The 17,446-nt window shown below is 66.8% G+C and carries 13 protein-coding genes and 2 pseudogenes; 9 read left to right on the forward strand and 6 right to left on the reverse strand.

Features of this window, described 5'->3' with window-relative positions:
- The 9 genes from urtB to atzF all read left to right on the forward strand — a co-directional run bounded on the left by urtB (position 1) and on the right by atzF (position 10,930).
- Complete coding sequence (gene urtB / locus AC0B44_RS19145; RefSeq protein WP_471904384.1) at positions 1-885, forward strand: urea ABC transporter permease subunit UrtB; 885 nt, start codon at positions 1-3, stop codon at positions 883-885.
- The gene (urtC, locus tag AC0B44_RS19150) at positions 885-2,009 is read left to right on the forward strand and encodes an urea ABC transporter permease subunit UrtC (protein WP_471904385.1); all 1,125 of its coding nucleotides are present in this window, start codon (positions 885-887) and stop codon (positions 2,007-2,009) included. Before urtB ends, urtC begins: the two co-directional genes overlap by 1 nt.
- Complete coding sequence (gene urtD / locus AC0B44_RS19155; RefSeq protein ID WP_072704109.1) at positions 2,006-2,812, forward strand: urea ABC transporter ATP-binding protein UrtD; 807 nt, start codon at positions 2,006-2,008, stop codon at positions 2,810-2,812. The genes urtC and urtD overlap by 4 nt, the downstream gene beginning before the upstream one ends.
- Positions 2,812-3,504 carry an urea ABC transporter ATP-binding subunit UrtE gene (gene urtE, locus AC0B44_RS19160; protein ID WP_471904421.1) on the forward strand — a complete coding sequence of 231 codons (693 nt, stop codon included), beginning with the start codon at positions 2,812-2,814 and terminating at the stop codon, positions 3,502-3,504. The genes urtD and urtE overlap by 1 nt, the downstream gene beginning before the upstream one ends.
- Positions 3,504-4,193: a GntR family transcriptional regulator gene (locus AC0B44_RS19165; RefSeq protein WP_471904386.1), complete on the forward strand. Its 690-nt coding sequence runs from the start codon at positions 3,504-3,506 to the stop codon at positions 4,191-4,193. The genes urtE and AC0B44_RS19165 overlap by 1 nt, the downstream gene beginning before the upstream one ends.
- Before the next feature lie 19 nt (positions 4,194-4,212).
- Complete coding sequence (locus AC0B44_RS19170) at positions 4,213-4,746, forward strand: carboxymuconolactone decarboxylase family protein (RefSeq protein WP_471904387.1); 534 nt, start codon at positions 4,213-4,215, stop codon at positions 4,744-4,746.
- Positions 4,747-4,834: 88 nt separating this feature from the next.
- Complete coding sequence (locus tag AC0B44_RS19175; RefSeq protein ID WP_471904388.1) at positions 4,835-5,530, forward strand: GntR family transcriptional regulator; 696 nt, start codon at positions 4,835-4,837, stop codon at positions 5,528-5,530.
- Between the two features lie 37 nt (positions 5,531-5,567).
- A complete protein-coding gene (gene uca, locus AC0B44_RS19180) occupies positions 5,568-9,176 on the forward strand; it encodes an urea carboxylase (protein ID WP_471904389.1) in 3,609 nt (1,202 codons plus the stop codon).
- Entirely contained in the window at positions 9,173-10,930 is a 1,758-nt protein-coding gene (atzF, locus tag AC0B44_RS19185; protein ID WP_471904390.1) for an allophanate hydrolase, read from the forward strand. Before uca ends, atzF begins: the two co-directional genes overlap by 4 nt.
- 12 nt (positions 10,931-10,942) lie before the next feature.
- Here the strand turns inward: atzF and AC0B44_RS19190 are convergent.
- The 6 genes and pseudogenes from AC0B44_RS19190 to AC0B44_RS19215 all read right to left on the reverse strand — a co-directional run bounded on the left by AC0B44_RS19190 (position 10,943) and on the right by AC0B44_RS19215 (position 17,403).
- Positions 10,943-12,276 (reverse strand): annotated as a pseudogene (locus AC0B44_RS19190) (fatty acid desaturase family protein).
- A 40-nt stretch (positions 12,277-12,316) separates the two neighbouring features.
- A pseudogene (locus AC0B44_RS19195) lies at positions 12,317-13,423 on the reverse strand (ferredoxin reductase).
- A 61-nt stretch (positions 13,424-13,484) separates the two neighbouring features.
- Positions 13,485-13,820 carry a cupin domain-containing protein gene (locus tag AC0B44_RS19200; RefSeq protein ID WP_471904391.1) on the reverse strand — a complete coding sequence of 112 codons (336 nt, stop codon included), beginning with the start codon at positions 13,818-13,820 and terminating at the stop codon, positions 13,485-13,487.
- A 232-nt stretch (positions 13,821-14,052) separates the two neighbouring features.
- The gene (gene lpdA, locus AC0B44_RS19205; RefSeq protein WP_169619279.1) at positions 14,053-15,456 is read right to left on the reverse strand and encodes a dihydrolipoyl dehydrogenase; all 1,404 of its coding nucleotides are present in this window, start codon (positions 15,454-15,456) and stop codon (positions 14,053-14,055) included.
- A 79-nt stretch (positions 15,457-15,535) separates the two neighbouring features.
- Positions 15,536-16,171: a response regulator gene (locus AC0B44_RS19210; protein WP_169619277.1), complete on the reverse strand. Its 636-nt coding sequence runs from the start codon at positions 16,169-16,171 to the stop codon at positions 15,536-15,538.
- Positions 16,168-17,403 carry a sensor histidine kinase gene (locus AC0B44_RS19215; RefSeq protein WP_346765031.1) on the reverse strand — a complete coding sequence of 412 codons (1,236 nt, stop codon included), beginning with the start codon at positions 17,401-17,403 and terminating at the stop codon, positions 16,168-16,170. The genes AC0B44_RS19210 and AC0B44_RS19215 overlap by 4 nt, the downstream gene beginning before the upstream one ends.
- Between the last annotated feature and the right edge of the window lie 43 nt (positions 17,404-17,446).

Here is a 17,446-nt window from a genome sequence, read left to right on the forward strand (position 1 = left end):
ATGGATGTCCTTGTAGGACAGTTGTTCACAGGGTTGAGTATCGGATCGATCCTGCTGCTGGCGGCACTGGGCCTGTCGCTGACGTTCGGCCAGATGGGCGTGATCAACATGGCCCACGGCGAATTCATCATGGCGGGCAGTTACACCGCGTTCGTCGTCCAGCAGGTGATCTCGTCTGCGGGAATATCCCTGTTCGTCTCTCTGCTCGTCGGCTTCCTGGTCGGCGGAGTGATGGGTGTCCTCCTCGAGGTCACCCTCATCCGCCGCATGTACCACCGGCCCCTCGACACCTTGCTCGTCACGTTCGGTGTCGGACTGCTGCTCCAGCAGGCCGCCCGCGACATCTTCGGCGCACCCGCCGTCAACGTCGTCGCGCCGGCCTGGCTGTCCGGCGGCGTCGAGATCCTCGGCGCGGTGGTACCGAAAACCCGACTCTTCATCCTGGCGTTGTCGGTGCTCTGCGTGATCACGCTCATCGCCGCGATGAAGTTCACTCCGATGGGCCGGCGGATCCGCGCGGTCGTGCAGAACCGCGACCTCGCGGAAACCGTCGGAATCTCGTCCCGCCGAACAGATATCACCACGTTCTTCCTCGGCTCGGGCCTGGCGGGCCTCGCCGGTGTCGCGCTGACCCTGATCGGGTCGACGAGCCCCACCATCGGGCAGGCCTACCTGATCGACGCGTTCCTCGTCGTCGTCATCGGCGGTCTCGGCCGACTCGAGGGCGCGGTGATCGCGGCCGTCGCGCTGGGTCTGCTCAACTCGTTCATCGAATACTCCACCACCGCCTCGATCGCGAAGGTGATCGTCTTCGTGATCATCGTGATCTTCCTGCAAGTCCGTCCACAAGGCCTGTTCGCCGGCAAGACGAGGAGCCTGGTCTGATGTCTGTGACGTTCTCCACCCGAGCCCTGACACAACCCGGACCCGCCCGCACCGCAGCAGGATTCGCGCTCGCCGCCCTGGTGTTGTTCGGTCTCGCGCCCGCGTTCCTGTCCGACTTCCGGCTGGGTCTGCTCGGCAAGTTCCTCTGCTTCGCGATCGTCGCCGTCGGTATCGGCCTCGCTTGGGGACGCGGCGGCATGCTCACCCTCGGGCAGGGCGTGTTCTTCGGACTCGGCGCGTACATCATGGCGATGCACCTCAAGATCGCCGACGCGCAACTGCGCGAAGACTCCGTTCCCGACTTCATGCAGATCGCGGGTATCCGTGAGCTACCGGCGTATTGGGTACCGTTCACCTCGCCGTTCGTCGCGATCCTGGCGATCCTCATCGTTCCGGCTCTCGTCGCGGCCCTGCTGGGACTGGGCGTCTTCAAACGGCGCGTGAAGGGCGCCTACTTCGCGATCCTCTCCCAGGCTCTCGCAGCCGCCTTCGCGATCCTGCTCGTAGGCCAGCAGACCACCGGCGGCTCCAACGGCCTCAACCGTTTCCGGACCTTCTTCGGCTTCGAACTGTCCGACCCCGTCAACAAGCGGATGCTGTTCTTCATCGTCGCCGCGATCCTGCTGCTCGTCGTCGCCGCCACCCGGCAGTTGATGCAATCACGCTACGGCGAACTGCTTGTCGCGGTGCGCGACCAGGAGGAACGTGTGCGGTTCCTCGGCTACGACCCCGCCAACATCAAGGTGGTGGCCTACACGGTCGCCGCGTTCTTCGCCGGGATCGCCGGCGCGATGTTCGTGCCCATCGTCGGCATCATCTCCCCCGCCGACATCGGCATCGTCCCGTCCATCGCCTTCCTCATCGGTGTCGCCATCGGTGGTCGCAACACGCTGCTCGGCCCGGTGCTCGGTGCGATCGGCGTGGCATGGGCCCAGACCGCGCTGTCGGAGAACTTCCCGTCCGCCTGGACCTACGCGCAGGGCCTGTTGTTCATCGTGGTGGTCGGCTTCTTCCCCGCCGGCCTCGCCGGACTGGCCGGTCTACGGCGCCGCCGCCGGTCCCGGACCGAACCGCCCGCCGACGACGTACCCGCAGAAAAGACCGAATTGGAGCCGGCGCGATGAACGCACCCGTCTACGGCGGCAACGCCGGAATGGCCAGCGACTACCTCGAAATCCGCGATCTGCGGGTCACCTTCGACGGCTTCCACGCCGTCGACGGAGTGGACCTCACACTGCTGCAAGGCGACCTGCGCTTCCTGATCGGTCCGAACGGTGCGGGCAAGACGACCCTCGTCGATGCCGTCACCGGCCTGGTCCCCGCGACCGGTTCCATCACCAAGTCCGGAATCGAACTCGTGGGCAAGAAGACCCACAAGATCGCCCGCCTCGGTGTCGGGCGGACCTTCCAGACCGCCTCCGTGTTCGAAGAGTTGTCGGTACTCCAGAATCTCGACATCGCCGCCGGCGCCGGCCGCTCACCGTGGCAACTGCTGCGCCGCCGCAAGGATGTGCTGCCCGAGATCGAGGAAGCACTCGAGACGATCGGGCTGTCCGCCCACCGCGACACCCCGGCGGGCATCCTCGCGCACGGACAGAAGCAGTGGCTCGAGATCGGAATGCTGCTCGTCCAGAACGCCGACGTACTCCTGCTCGACGAACCCGTCGCGGGCATGAGCGGCGACGAGCGCGAGGAAACCGGGCGACTGCTCCGCCGGATCGGAGCACAACGCACCGTCGTGGTGGTCGAGCACGACATGGACTTCATGCGTGCGTTCGCCACCTCTGTGACGGTGCTGGCCCGCGGCAAGGTCATCGCGGAAGGCACCGTCGAAGAGGTACAGAACGATCCGCAGGTCCAAGAGGTCTATCTCGGCACCGCAGCCGCGGTCGGGGCCGACGGCACCGACACGTTCCAGGAGGCATGATGCTCGAACTCGTCGACGTGCGAGCCGGTTACGGCCGCACCGAAGTCATCCACGGTGTCTCGGTCACCGTTCCGTCCGACGGAGTCGCCGCCGTGATGGGACACAACGGCGCCGGGAAGACCACGCTGCTGCGCGCCGCCGTCGGCCTCCTGCCCATCTCCTCCGGCAAGATCCTCTTCGACGGACAGGACATCAGCGGATTGCGTCCCGCGGCCCGCGTCGCGCGAGGGCTCGCCTACGTGCCGCAGGGACAGCAGTCGTTCGGGCAGCTCACCTGCAGCGAGAACCTCCAGGTCGTCGCGGACGGCCGCAAGAACGGCAAGAAACTCGTCGCCGACATGCTCGACCTCTTCCCCGCGCTCGTCCCGTTGCTCGACCGTCGCGCGGGCCTGCTCTCCGGTGGCCAGCGTCAGCAACTCGCGATCGCGCGCGCTCTGATCACCGAGCCACGCATGCTCATCCTCGATGAACCGACCGAGGGCATTCAGCCGTCGGTGGTCGCGGAGATCGAGAACACCATCGTCGAACTCAGCCGGGGCGGCAACCTGGGTGTGCTGCTCGTCGAGCAGCACATCGGTTTCGCCCTCGACAACGCGCGCCATTACTACGTGCTCGAATCCGGGCGCGTCACCTCCACGGGAGACGGAGGCGCGGACGCCGCGACCACCGTGCGCGCCGCGATGGCGATCTGATGCCGGCCGGCGTCACCCGCCGTGAGCAGGTGTACCGCGCACTGCGCACCGACCTGATGTCCGGCGACCTCACTCCGGACGAACGACTCAGCGAAGAACGGCTCGCCGAGCACTACAGCGTGTCGCGCACCCCGGTACGCGAGGCCCTGGCCCGGCTCGTGTCCGACGGCCTCGTCGAACGACGGCAACACGGACTGTATCCGTACCGACCCCGCCTCGAAGACCTCGCGGGCCTCTACGAACTGCGAATCACTCTGGAATTGCGCGGAATCCGCCGCGCCCGGGAAGACGACTCCATCCGGCACGACCCCGACGTGCTCGGGCCCGAACTGGACCGCTGGCATCGCATCCGCCGTAACCTTCCCGACCCCGACGCGGGCTTCGTCACGCTCGACGAGCAGTTCCACCTCACGATGCTGGCGTCGTCCGGCAACCGCGCACTGTGCGATGCACTGGCCGTGGTCAACCAGAAGGTCCGGCCCGTGCGGATGTTCGACTACCTCACCCCGGACCGCATTTCCGACACCGTCGACGAGCACATCACCGTCGCGGAACTGATCCTCGACAACAAACTCGACGACGCGCACCGGGTGCTGCTCGAGCACATCGGCACGTCGCGGACCGTGGTGGTACGGCGCGCCGAGGAGGCGCTGAGCATGGCACGGCTCGCCCGGGCGGTACGCGGTTGATCGTGCGACACTGACGAACATGACGCCACGCATCCGGCCCGGTCGTTCCAGGGAACTCGGCCCCGTGAACTGGCTTGCATGGAAGGCACTCTCCAAGGCCGCAGGGACCGGCGACGCGCACCTCTTCAGCACCCTGGGGCGGACCGGGCGGTTGTTCCGGGGATGGCTGCACTATTCCGGCATGCTGATGCCCTTCGGCCGACTCGGCCGTTTCGAGGGCGAGATGATCATCCTGCGCGTCGCGCACCTGCGCGGCTCTGCCTACGAGACCGATCATCACCTCCGCCTGGGCCGTCGCGCCGGGATCACCGACGATCTCTATGCGCGCATCGTTGCCGGGCCGGACTCCGAGGGCTGGAGCGCGCGTCACCGCGCGATCCTGCGCGCCGTCGACGAATTGGTGTCGACGAAAGATCTCTCGGACGCGACGTGGTCGGCACTCGCGGATCATCTCGACGATCGAAAGCTCATCGAATTCTGTTTGCTGGTAACCCAATACGACGGCCTCGCCACCACCATCGGCACGCTGCGCCTCGACCGCGACTTCGACTAGGTGCCGAACCCGGCCTGTGAGCACCCTCTAACTCGGCCGTAACACGACGTCACAACGGCGTCATCGCAGGTCAATAGCGTATACAGCTATGTCGACAGAGACGCACACAGGGACACCGGAGCCGCTTCGGCTCCAGGTCTACCGACAGTTGCGGGACGACCTGATGAACGGGTCGGTCCGTGTCGGCGACCGCATGACCGAACCGAAACTCGCTGCACGATTCGGCATCTCGCGCACTCCGGTCCGCGAGGCGCTCGCAATGCTCGCATCCGACGGTCTGATTCGCAGGGAAGACTACGGATTCTCTCCGCAGCCGCCCAGCATTTCTCGCGTCCGGAATCTGTACGAACTGCGAATCACACTGGAACTGCAGGGAATCACCCGAGCGATCGAGGATCCTTCGGTGCGCCACGACACGGAACTGCTCGAGTCCGAACGGTTGCGGTGGCGCACACTCGCCGGCGACCCACCCGCGCAGGAACCGAGTTTCGTGGTCACCGACGAGGAATTCCATGTGGCCCTGCTGGCGTCGTCCGGAAACGCCGAACTCGTCACGGCTCTCGAGTCCGTCAATTCCCGGATCCGTCACGTGCGCATGTACGACTTCATGGTCAACAGCCGGATCGAGACGTCGATCGCCGAGCACCTCGGCATCCTCGACGCCGTCATCGACGGGGACCTGCCGACCGCCCGCACCCTGCTCCACCGCCACATCGGCGAATCTCTTTCCGTCGTTCTCGACCGGGTGACCCGCGCGGTCACCGCGATGTCCCTGGCCGACTGACAGCGCTGCCGTCCCGCCCCTATCCGAGGAGCTCGCCTTGACCTACGTCTTCGATACCCTGCTCGTCGCCAATCGCGGCGAAATTGCCTGCCGCATCATGCGTTCCGCTCACCTGCTCGGCCTCAAGACCGTCGCCGTGTATTCCGACGCCGACGCTTCGGCAGCACACGTCGAACTCGCCGACGTAGCCGTTCGCCTGGGGCCCGCCCCTGCCGCCGAGTCGTATCTCCGCGCCGATCTGGTGATCGAAGCAGCACAGGCGACCGGCGCCGGCGCTATCCACCCGGGCTACGGATTCCTCTCCGAGAACGCCGATTTCGCCGCAGCGTGCGAAGCAGCAGGTATCGCGTTCGTGGGGCCGACTCCCGAACAGTTGCGCGTATTCGGCGACAAACACACCGCGAGGGAAGCCGCCCGCACCGTCGGCGTTCCGCTCGTCGCGGGCAGCGGTCTGCTCGGATCGCTCGACGACGCACTCGTCGCGGCCGAGGAGATCGGGTATCCGGTCATGTTGAAGGCGGTCGGCGGTGGCGGGGGCATCGGCATGCAGGCCTGCCACGGCCCGGACGATCTTCGCAGCGCCTACGAGCGCGTACTGCGCCTGGCGGCAGCGAATTTCTCGTCGTCCGGTGTGTTTCTCGAGCGCTTCGTGGCGAATGCCCGGCACGTCGAAGTGCAGGTGTTCGGTGACGGACTCGGCCGCACCCTCAGTCTCGGCACCCGCGACTGCTCGCTGCAACGCCGCAACCAGAAGGTCGTCGAGGAAGCGCCCGCCCCCAACCTGCCCGAGCACGTCGTCGAGCAGTTGCTGTCGTCGTCCCGCGCGCTGGCGAACTCGGTGCGATACCGGTCGGCCGGGACCGTGGAGTTCGTCTACGACGTCGACCGCGGCGAAGCGTCCTTCCTCGAGATGAACACCCGCCTCCAGGTGGAACATCCGGTGACCGAGGAGGTCACCGGGGTCGACCTCGTGGAATGGATGCTGCGCCTCGCGCGGGGCGAGACCGACATGCTCGACGCCCTCCCCGACACCGGTCCCGAGATCAACGGGCACGCGGTCGAGGCGCGCGTGTACGCGGAGGACCCCGGACACGACTACCGCCCGAGCGCGGGTCTGCTCACCCAGGTGGAGTTCCCGGCACACACGCGCGTCGAGACGTGGGTGGACACCGGAACCGAGGTCAGTTCGTTCTACGACCCGATGCTCGCCAAGGTGATCGTGCACGGGGAGTCCCGGCGCACCGCATTCGCCGCACTCGCGGACGCCCTCGACGACACCCACCTCTACGGCGTGCAGACGAACCTCCCCCAGCTCCGCCGGATCTGCACCGCCGCTCCGGTCCTGGCCGCCGAACACGCCACCTCCACCCTGGCGGGACTGCGCGCGACCGGACACCGAATCGACGTGCTGCGGGCCGGCACGATGACCACCATCCAGGACTTTCCCGGACGCACCGGATTGTGGGAGGTGGGAATTCCGCCGTCCGGACCGATGGACGACCTGTCGTTGCGCGCGGCGAACGTGGCCGTCGGAAACCCCGAAGGCGCACCCGGTCTCGAATGCACGCTGCAGGGCCCGCGTCTCGTGTTCTCCGATGCCACGTACGTGTGCGTCACCGGCGCACCCGCCGAAGTGACGGTGGACGGCGCACCGGTCCCGATGTGGGAACCGATCGAGGTACCGGCCGGTTCGGTGCTCGACGTGGGTGCGCCGGCGGACACCGGCCTGCGCACCTACGTCGCGGTGCGCGGCGGTCTCGACGTGCCGCTGTACCACGGGAGCGCATCGACCTTCACCCTCGGCGGTTTCGGCGGCACGACCGGCAGGGCGGTGTCGACCGGTGACGTCCTGGGCGTCGCGGACACCGTCGTCGACACCGCGCCGGCGCCGGTCCCCTCCGACGAGCGGCCCGAGTTCACGCACACCTGGCATCTCGCGGTCACGGAGGGCCCGCAGCCCGCACCCGACTACTTCACCCCCGAGGACATCGCGCAGTTCTACGACACCACCTGGACGGTGCAGAGCCACGCCAACCGCACCGGCATCCGGCTCGACGGCCCGAAGCCCACCTGGTCGCGTACCGACGGCGGGGACGCGGGACTGCATCCGTCGAACCTGCACGACAACCCGTACAGCGTGGGGGCGCTCAACGTCTCCGGCGACACCCCGATCCTGCTCGGCCCGGACGGTCCGAGCCTCGGTGGTTTCGCGTGCCCGCTCACCGTGGTGTCCGGTCACCGGTGGAAGCTCGGACAGATCAGGCCCGGCGACAAGTTGCGGTTCGTACCGGTCACCGATGCCGGTGCTGCCACCCTGCGCGCCGGGAAGGTGCGCGCCGCGGATGTTCCGCCGGTGGAACGGCAGGTCGCGTCCGACGGTGGCAGGCTCGGACGGACAGAAGCCGTCCTCGACCGGCCCGAGGCGGTGTACCTGCGCGGCGGCGACGACAACATCCTCGTCGAATACGGGGACATGGTTCTCGATCTGGGGTTGCGCATGCGGGTACACGCTCTCTCCGAAGCCCTCGCGGCGACGAATCTGCCCGGCATCGTCGATGTGACCCCGGGTGTGCGCTCGCTGCACATCCACTTCGATCCCGATGTCCTGCCCGCCTACCGTCTGCTCGGTGTCCTGCAGGACCTGGAGACGGAACTGCCCGCGACGCGCGATCTCGTGGTGCCCAGCCGCACGGTCCGGCTTCCGCTGTCCTTCGACGACCCGTCGATCTCGGAAGCGATCTCCCGGTACCGAAGCGGCGTGCGCGACGACGCACCGTGGCTGCCGTCGAACATCGAGTTCATCCGTCGTATCAACGGATTGGAGTCGGTCGATCAGGTGCGCGACGCCGTCTTCGACGCCGAATACCTGGTGCTCGGACTCGGCGACGTGTACCTCGGCGCTCCCCTTGCCGTTCCCCTCGATCCCCGCCACCGCCTGGTGACCACCAAGTACAACCCGGCCCGCACGTGGACACCGTCGGATGCGGTCGGCATCGGCGGAAAGTATCTGTGCGTCTACGGCATGGAGTCTCCGGGCGGCTATCAGCTGGTGGGGCGGACGATCCCGATCTGGTCCGGTTACCGGCAGACCGGGCCGTTCGAACACGGCAAGCCGTGGTTGTTCCGCTTCTTCGATCGCATCGTCTGGGAACCGGTGACACCCGAGCAGTTGCTCGAGTACCGGGCCGCGTCGAAGGCCGGGCAGTTCGACGCGGAAGTGTCCGAGGGCACGTTCGTACTCGCGGATCATCTCCGTTTCCTCGAGGACAACGCCGAGTCGATCGCAGCGTTCGACGCCAGGCAATCCGATGCTTTCGAAGCCGAGAAGCGCGCGTGGCACGCGTCCGGCGAATTCGACCGGGTCGACGCCGAACCCATCGAGGTAGCCGCACCCGCAGACCCTCTCGACGGCATGCCTGCCGGGGCGTCGGTGGTGGAAGCCCCGATGGTCGGCAACGTCTGGCGTGTCGAGGTCGCCGAAGGTGACCGGGTGGACCCGGAGACCACCGCGGTTATTCTCGAAGCGATGAAGCTCGAGATGCCCGTTCTCGCCGAGACGGCCGGAACAGTTCTCAAAGTCCTCGTGGAACCGGGCAGCAAAGTCGCGCCCGGCACCCCACTCCTCGTGATCGGAGCAGCAGCATGACCTCGAGCACCGACAGTGCACCCTTCCGCACTGCAGCGACCGACACCTCGGGCACCGCGCTCACGGCCACCGAGAAAGCCCGGAATGCGTTGCGCCGCATCGAGGAAGTCGATCGTCCCGAGGTGTGGATCACGCTGCGCGACGCGGCCGACATCCTGGCCGATGCCGCCGCGATCGACGAACGGGTCGGCGCGGGCGAAAAGTTGCCGCTCGCAGGCCTGCTCGTGGCCGTCAAGGACAACGTGGATGTCGCGGGGATACCGACCACGGCCGGCTGCCCGGAATTCGCCTACACACCGGAGACCACCGCCACCGGCATCGCGCGACTCGTCGACGCGGGCGCGGTGGTGCTCGGCAAGACGAATCTCGACCAGTTCGCGACCGGTCTGGTGGGGACCCGCAGTCCGTACGGTGCGGTGCGGTGCGCGTGGGATCCCGAGCGCGTCTCGGGCGGATCGAGTTCGGGATCGGCCGCCGCAGTCGCGCTGGGGATCGCGGACATCGGAATCGGCACGGACACAGCGGGTTCCGGCAGGGTGCCCGCCGCGTTGCACGGTATCGTCGGCATCAAAGCGACCCTCGGGGTCATCCCGACGCGCGGCGTCGTTCCGGCGTGCATCGACTACGACTGCTTGACGGTCTTCGCAACCGATCTCGCCCTGGCCGCAACCGCGGCCGGTGTCATGGCCGGGCCGGACCCGCTCGACGCGCGCAGCCGGCCGTGGCCCGCCGACGTCCGGCTCGCGGCGTCGTCGACGATTCGTCTGGCCGTGCCCCGGCCGGAGGACCTCGACGCACTGTGCGACGAATACCGCGAAGCGTTCGCGCTGACGGTGGTCGCGGCGCAGCAGTCGGGAGTCGAGATCGAGGAGGTGGACATCTCCCCGCTCCTCGACGCCGCCACGTTGCTCTACGACGGCGCGGTCGTCGCGGAGCGCTACGCCGCGGTGGGCGAGTTCCTCTCCACCGCACCTGAGGGCGCCGATCCGACGGTCGCCGCCATCGTCGCCGGGGCGAAGAAACCCGCCGCGCACGAACTCGTCGCGGACCTCGACACCCTCGTCCGGGTGAAAGCACAGGCAATGCAACTGCTCGACGGGTTCGACGGGCTGCTGCTGCCCACGACCACCGAACATCCGACGATCGCCGCGGTCGAAAAAGACCCGTTCGGCATCAACCGCCGTATGGGGACATACACGAATTTCTGCAACCTGCTGGATATGGCCGCCGTCGCGGTACCCGGACAACCCACCGCAGCGGGTAACCCTTTCGGGGTGATGGTGGTCGTCCCGGCGTTCCACGACCAAATCGCGGTCGACGTCGCGGCAGCGTTGACGGGCGTTGCGGCACCGCGTTTCGTCGATGCCGGTGTGGATCTCGCCGTATTCGGTGCGCACCTGCGCGGGCAACCGCTCCACTTCCAGCTCGAAAGCCTGGGGGCGCGCTTCACCGAGGACATCCGCACGTCCGATGCCTACCGGCTGATGGCATTGAACACCACACCGCCCAAGCCGGGCCTGGTGCGTCACGGTGCGGGAGCGGGAGTCCCGATCGTCGGCGAACTCTTCAGCGTCTCCGAGGCGGGGCTGGGCCGTTTCCTCGCAGCCCTACCCGCCCCGATGACCCTGACGAGTGTGGAGTTGTCGGACGGTCGCTCCGTGGTGGGGTTCGGTTGCACGCACGACGCAGCCGCCGACGCGGCGGACATCACCGAGTTCGGCGGCTGGGTCGCTTACCTCCGCTCGAAGCGGTAGGCAGCGGAGCGACTAGCGCGGCGGCGGGTCGACGGCAACGCCGCCGCCGTCGTGCTCCGGCCCTGCGGCGGGGTGGTCCGACGGCATCCGCCGACGGAAACGGGCCGCCTCGCTCGGGGCCGGAGCACGACGGTGCGATGCACCATCCACCACTGCTGCCCGAACGGCCCGGAGTTGTACGGCAGGTCGTAGCGCTCGCAGATGTCCTTGATCTTGGGGGCCACCTCCGAGTACCGGGTGCTCGGCATGTCGGGGAACAGGTGATGTTCCACCTGATAGCCGAGGTTGCCGCTGATGATGTGGAACAGCGGGCTCCCCTCGATGTTCGCCGAACCCACGAGCTGACGGACGTACCAGCCGCCGCGCGTCTCGTTCTCGACTTCCCTCTTGCTGAACGTGTAGGTCTGGTCCGGGAAATGTCCGCAGAAAATGATGGCGTGCGCCCACACATTGCGGATGATGTTCGCGGCGACGTCCGCGAGCAGAGTCGAGAGGAAGGTCTTCTCGACACCCGGCAGCCATCGGTCGGCAAGGTCGGCGCCCGCTCCCCACTTACCGGAACGGCGCAGCCATCCGGCCACGCGGGACGTCTTCGGCTGCGGCAGCTTTCCGCGCATCGCCACCTGCGCCAAACCGAACACCGCGGCGCTGACGAGTGGCCACCCCACGTAGTCCTTCACGAACTGGTCCCTCGCCTTTCCGGCGATGCCCTTGAGTTCTTCGAGTACCTGCGTGGGCGACTTCTCGCCCGCCCAGAGCGCCTCGAGATCCAGATCGTGCAGGGCGACGCCCCACTCGAACAGGACGGTGAGCAGTGCGTTGTAGAAGGGCTGGGCGAGGTAGACCGGATGCCACCGCTGCTTCGGGTCGATCCGCATGATCTCGTATCCGAGATCTTTGTCTTTGCCACGAATATTGGTGAACGTGTGATGGATGTAGTTGTGTGAGTGCTTCCAGGCTTCGGCCGTGGACGCGGTGTCCCAGTCCCACACGGAGGAATGGATGTCCGGGTCGTTCATCCAGTCCCACTGGCCGTGCATGACGTTGTGGCCGATCTCCATGTTCTCGAGTATCTTCGCCATCCCGAGGCATGCCGTACCTGCCACCCAGGCGGGCTTCGACGAGGACGCGAACAAGATCACGCGGCCGGCCACGACGAGCTGGCGCTGCGCTGCGATGACGGACTTGATGTACTTGCGGTCCTTTTCACCGAGGCTCGCGTACACCTCGTCGTGGATCGCGTCGAACTCTTCGGCCAGACGATCGAGTGTCTCTGCGCTCAGATGAGCGAGCGGGCTTTCCACTTCTGGAGACGGCGGTGCGGCCGCCTCTTCGGTGTTCGTCATACGTGCCCCATTCGTCGGGAGCTGTCGCAGCCCTCGCCGCTCACAGCTCTATTTCGATGTCACCCTCCGCGGTGTGGATGCAGGTACGCACCGAAGCCCCGGTGGGTTCGCTCACCTCGTCGGTTCGCAGGTCCCGGAGTTGCCCGGAACGCAACGTCCCCACGCAGGTGTGGCAGATGCCGATACGGCAGCCGTACGGCAACTTGAGGCCGGCGTTCTCGCCCGCAACCAGGATCGGGGTTCCCCCGTCGCACTCGACGTCCTGTTCGCTGTCGAGGAAGTGGATGGTGCCGCCCTCGCCGCTTCCCGCATTCCCCCCCCGATAACGGGCTGGAAACGTTCGAGGTGAATTCGCTCCGGGTCGCCGTGTTCGTTCCAGTGCTCCTCGAGCACGTCGAGCAACTCGCGCGGCCCGGACACGAACGTTTCGCGGTCGCGCCAGTCGGGGCAGATCTCGTCGAGATCCGCCGGCGTGATGCGCCCCTTCTCGCCGCTGATCCAGACTTCCAGCTTCACGCCCGGGTGGCGGGCGTCGAGGTCGTGCAAATCCGACGAGAAGACGACCTGTTCGGGAGTCGATGCGGTGTGCACCACCACGACGTCGTCGAGCAGGTCGCGGTGGTCGAGGCTGCGCAGCATGCTCATGATGGGCGGATGGGCGTGATCCCGCTGCCCGCGCTGACGAACAGCAAGCGGGCGGGTACCGGGTCGGGCAGGGTGAAGACGCCTTCGATCTCGCCGAGTCGCACGATGTCGCCCGGGGCGATCTTCCGCACCAGATACGGCGACACGACTCCGCCCTCGACGAGCTTCGGGGTCACGCTGACGAGCCCGTCCCTGGGGTCGGGGTCGGACGTGAGGGAATATGCGCGCCAGTGGTAGACGCCGTCGATGATGACTCCGAGGCGGACGTACTGGCCCGGTTTGTGGCCGGGCCAGTCGTACGCGGGCCGAATCATGATCGAGGCCGTGTCCTCGCACTCCGGGACCGCCCGGTCCACCCGCCCGCGCAGCTCGCGAGTGGACCACAGCGGGTTGATCATCTCGAGGTAGTGGTCCGGCTCGAGGGGAGTGAACAGTCGTCGCACAGCATGCAGAAGCCACTTGCGAACCGGATGTACGTGGGCCGAGCGCCGCGTTCCGCCATTTCGCAACCTTAACGCGCGGTGCCTCCGGTCAGGGACAAACCGGACGGCTCCCCGACGTCGTCACCTCAGGATCGTCAACATCACCACGGAGTCGATCTCGGCCTCGAGACGGTGCACAATGCCCGCATCGAGATGCACGACGGTGCCGGGGACCAGGGAGACGGTTCGCTCCTCGGTCGAGAAGGAGACATCGCCGACGACGGTCTGCACCAGGATCGGGAACATGGCCTGATGGTCGGCCATGCTCTGTCCCGCGCTGAAGCTGATACGGATCACGGTCGCGCCGGTGCCCGCGGCGAGTTTCTCGATGCGTGGGGTGTCGCCGGTCTGGGCGTTGAGTGTGGCAACGCCCTCGATGACGGTGAGCTTGCCGTCCGTACCGTCCGTTGTCGTCACGCCGCCTTCTTTCTCGCGATGGCCTCGATCGCACAATGCTCGTCCGGTGGTGCGGGAATGTCGAGCGTCTCTGCAGCACCCTTGCACGTGCACCCGGATCTCGCAGCACATCTGCGGCGACCCGGCTCTCACCGGCCCCGGAACGACGTCAGCCCGGGGCGACGGTCGAGTCGCCCCGGGCTGAGCCGGTACATCCGAGCGGGGGTCCGCCCACACGGAAGGTTTCGAAAGGTCAGAAGTTGATCATGTGACCGGCGAGACCGTGGATGGCCTCCTGCAGCGCCTCGCTGAGCGTCGGGTGCGTGTGGACGTTGCGCGCCAGTTCGTTGACGGTCAGATCCCACTTCTGGGCGAGGGTCAGCTCGGGGAGCAGCTCCGAGACGTCGGGGCCGATGAGGTGGCCGCCGAGAAGTTCACCGTGGGTCTTGTCGGCGATGAGCTTGACGAAACCGGTGGGGTCGGCGAGTCCGTGCGCCTTGCCGTTCGCGGTGAACGGGAAGGTCGCGACCTTGACGTCGTAGCCTTCGTCCTTCGCCTGCTGCTCGGTGAGTCCGAAGGACGCGACCTGCGGCTGGCAGAACGTCGCGCGGGGCATCATCCGGTAATCGCCGAGCTCGAGGGTCTCGGCACCACCGATGGTCTCGGCAGCGACGACGGCCTGAGCCTCGGCGACGTGGGCGAGCTGGAGCTTTGCGGTGACGTCGCCGATGGCGTAGATGCCGTCGACGTTGGTGCGCATCCGTTCGTCGATGGCGATGGCGCCGCGATCGGTGAGCTCGACTCCGGTCTTCTCGAGGCCGTAGCCTTCGACGCGCGGGGCGAATCCCACCGACTGCATGACCTTGTCGACGGTCATCGTCTCGACGTTGCCGGACTTGTTGTCCTTGATCTCGACGGTGACGTCCGAGCCGTTGTCGGAGATCTTCTGGACCGCGGCACCGGTCTTGATGGTGATGCCGAGCTTCTTGTAGGCCTTGGCAATCTCCTTGGAGACGTCCGCGTCCTCGTTGGGCAGTGCCCGGTCGAGGAACTCGACGATGGTGACGTCGACCCCGTAGTTCTTCAGGACGTAGCCGAACTCCATGCCGATGGCACCGGCACCGACGATGACGATCGATCCGGGAAGGTCGCGGGTGAGGATCTGCTCCTCGTACGTGACGACGTTCTCGCTGAGTTCGGTTCCCGGCAGGAGCTTGGTGACCGAACCCGTCGCAATGATGACGTTGTCGAAGGTCACCTGCTCGGTTCCGCCCTTGCTGAGCGAAACCTCGATGGTCTTGGCGTCGACGAACGAGCCCTTACCGTCGTACTCGGTGATCTTGTTCTTCTTCATCAGGAAGTGCACGCCCTTGACGCGACCGTCGGCCACCTTGCGGCTGCGGTCGTAGGCGGCACCGAAGTCGAAGGACACGTCTCCCGACATACCGAAGGTCTTGGCCTCTTTGGTGAAGAGATGTGCCAGTTCGGCATTTCGGAGAAGTGCCTTCGAGGGGATGCAGCCGACGTTCAGGCAGACACCGCCCCAGTACTTCTGCTCGATGATGGCGGTGCTCAATCCCAGCTGTGCCGCGCGGATAGCAGCGACGTACCCACCGGGACCGGCTCCGAGGACAACGACGTCATAGTGTGAGGTCACAGCCATACAGGGTAGTCCTGCCCCATTCGGCTGTCTGCCGATGGTCCGGTTACCCACCGGTAGGTACGAAGCGGGCGCTTCAGCCCAGGATGCCGCGGTCGTACGCGGTCGCCACCGCCGCGGCGCGATCCGCCACCTCGAGCTTCCCGAAGATGTGGGTCAGATGCGTCTTGACCGTCGCCTCGCTGATGAACAGTTCCTGCGCGATCGCGCGGTTCGACGTGCCCTTCGCCACCAGGGTCAGTACCTCACGCTCCCGCGCGCTGAGCGTCCTCGATGCGGCCGGGGCGCGCACGCGCGACAGCAGTCGCGACGCCACCACCGGCGAGAGGACGGTGCGTCCCTCCGCGACAGCGCGCACCGCCGCGAACAGTTCGTCACGGGGCGTGTCCTTGAGCAGGTAGCCGATCGCTCCGGCCTCGATAGCCGAGAAAGCGTCGGCGTCGGTGTCGTATGTCGTGAGGACGAGTACGCGGCTCCGGACCTTGCGGGCGGTGAGTTCGGCGATCGCCTCGACTCCCCCGCCCCTCGGCATCCGTAGGTCCATCAGCACCACATCCGGATCCAGCGCCACAGTCACCACCACAGCCTCCGGTCCGGACGACGCCTCTCCTACGACCGCGAATTCGGTTGACGCGGCGAACATCCCACGCAGGCCGTCGCGGACGACCGGATGATCGTCGGCGATCAGCACTGTGATCGCGTCGGCGCTCATTCCGCTGCTCCCACCCGCACCAGCGGAACCCGCACCGAGACCGCCGTCCCGGCACCGCGCTCCGACTCGACAGTCACTTCGCCGGCAACGCGGGCCGCCCGGGACTGCATGCCCCTCAAGCCGAACCCGCGAACCGATCCTGCGGACGGATCGAAACCGCATCCGTCGTCTCGCACATCCACGCTCACCTCGTCCTCCATATACGAGACCGTGACACCGACACGTCCCGCCCCCGCATGCTTGCTCACGTTGGCGAGTGCCTCCTCGGTGATGCGCAGGAGCGTCGCGCCGATGTCGTCGTGCAACGGCTCGGCTGTGCCGGTCACGGTGAATACGGCGGCTACCCCGGAGTCCGCCTCCCACATCTTCACCACTCGGCCCAGCACCTCGTCGAGTGTGCCGTGCTCGAGCGCCTGCGGGAGCAGATTCTGCACGGAGCGACGGGCTTCGGACAGGCTACGGCGAGCAAGTGCCGCGGCCCGCTCCACATGCCCCCCGGCCACGACCGGGTCGACGGTGTTCTGGGCCGCCTGCAATTGCGTGACGATCCCCGTGAGACCCTGCGCCAGGGTGTCGTGGATCTCGGCGGCGAGACGTCGCCGCTCGTCGTCGATGCCGGCCTCCCGCGCGCGCAGCACGAGCTGCGCGTGGAGTGCCTCGTTTTCGGAGAGAGCCTGTTCCAGACGGTGATTCGTGCGTTCGAGTTCCGCGATCGCGTCGATCCGTTCCTGCGTCAGCGTCTCCTCTCGCGCACTGATTCGGAGCATCATCATCACGATCGAGGAGTTGATGACGAACAACGCACCGAACGCGATCCACATGGTGAGGCCCGACGGCGGGAGACCCCCGCTCTGGGATCCCGCCATCGTCACCGCTGTCGAGAGCAGCCCCACTCGCATCCAACGCTCGGGGAGCAACCGCTCTGCGTCGAAGTACCCGATGAAGGCGTAAAACGCGAAAAACGGATTGAGCCAGGTCAGGACGAACGCAAGAACAGTGCGCCCGGTGAAGTACACAGCGTCCTTGTCGCGACGCCACCACCAGCGCTCCCAGCACACTGCGGCGCCAACCAGCACCAGAGCCGAAACACGTTCTGCCGGCGTCATGAGCAGGTTCGCGGAGGCCAGGGACAGGATCGTCCCGACCGCGAGCAGCACCCACGGTCCCCACCTGTAGATACGCTCCCAGTACTCGTCTGTCGGGGGCGCTGCCATCGCGGTGTCCGTCGCCACGTTGTTCAGCATGACGGGTGCCGCCGTCGTTGCCAACGGAATG

The organism is Rhodococcus sp. NPDC019050 (assembly GCF_055664235.1).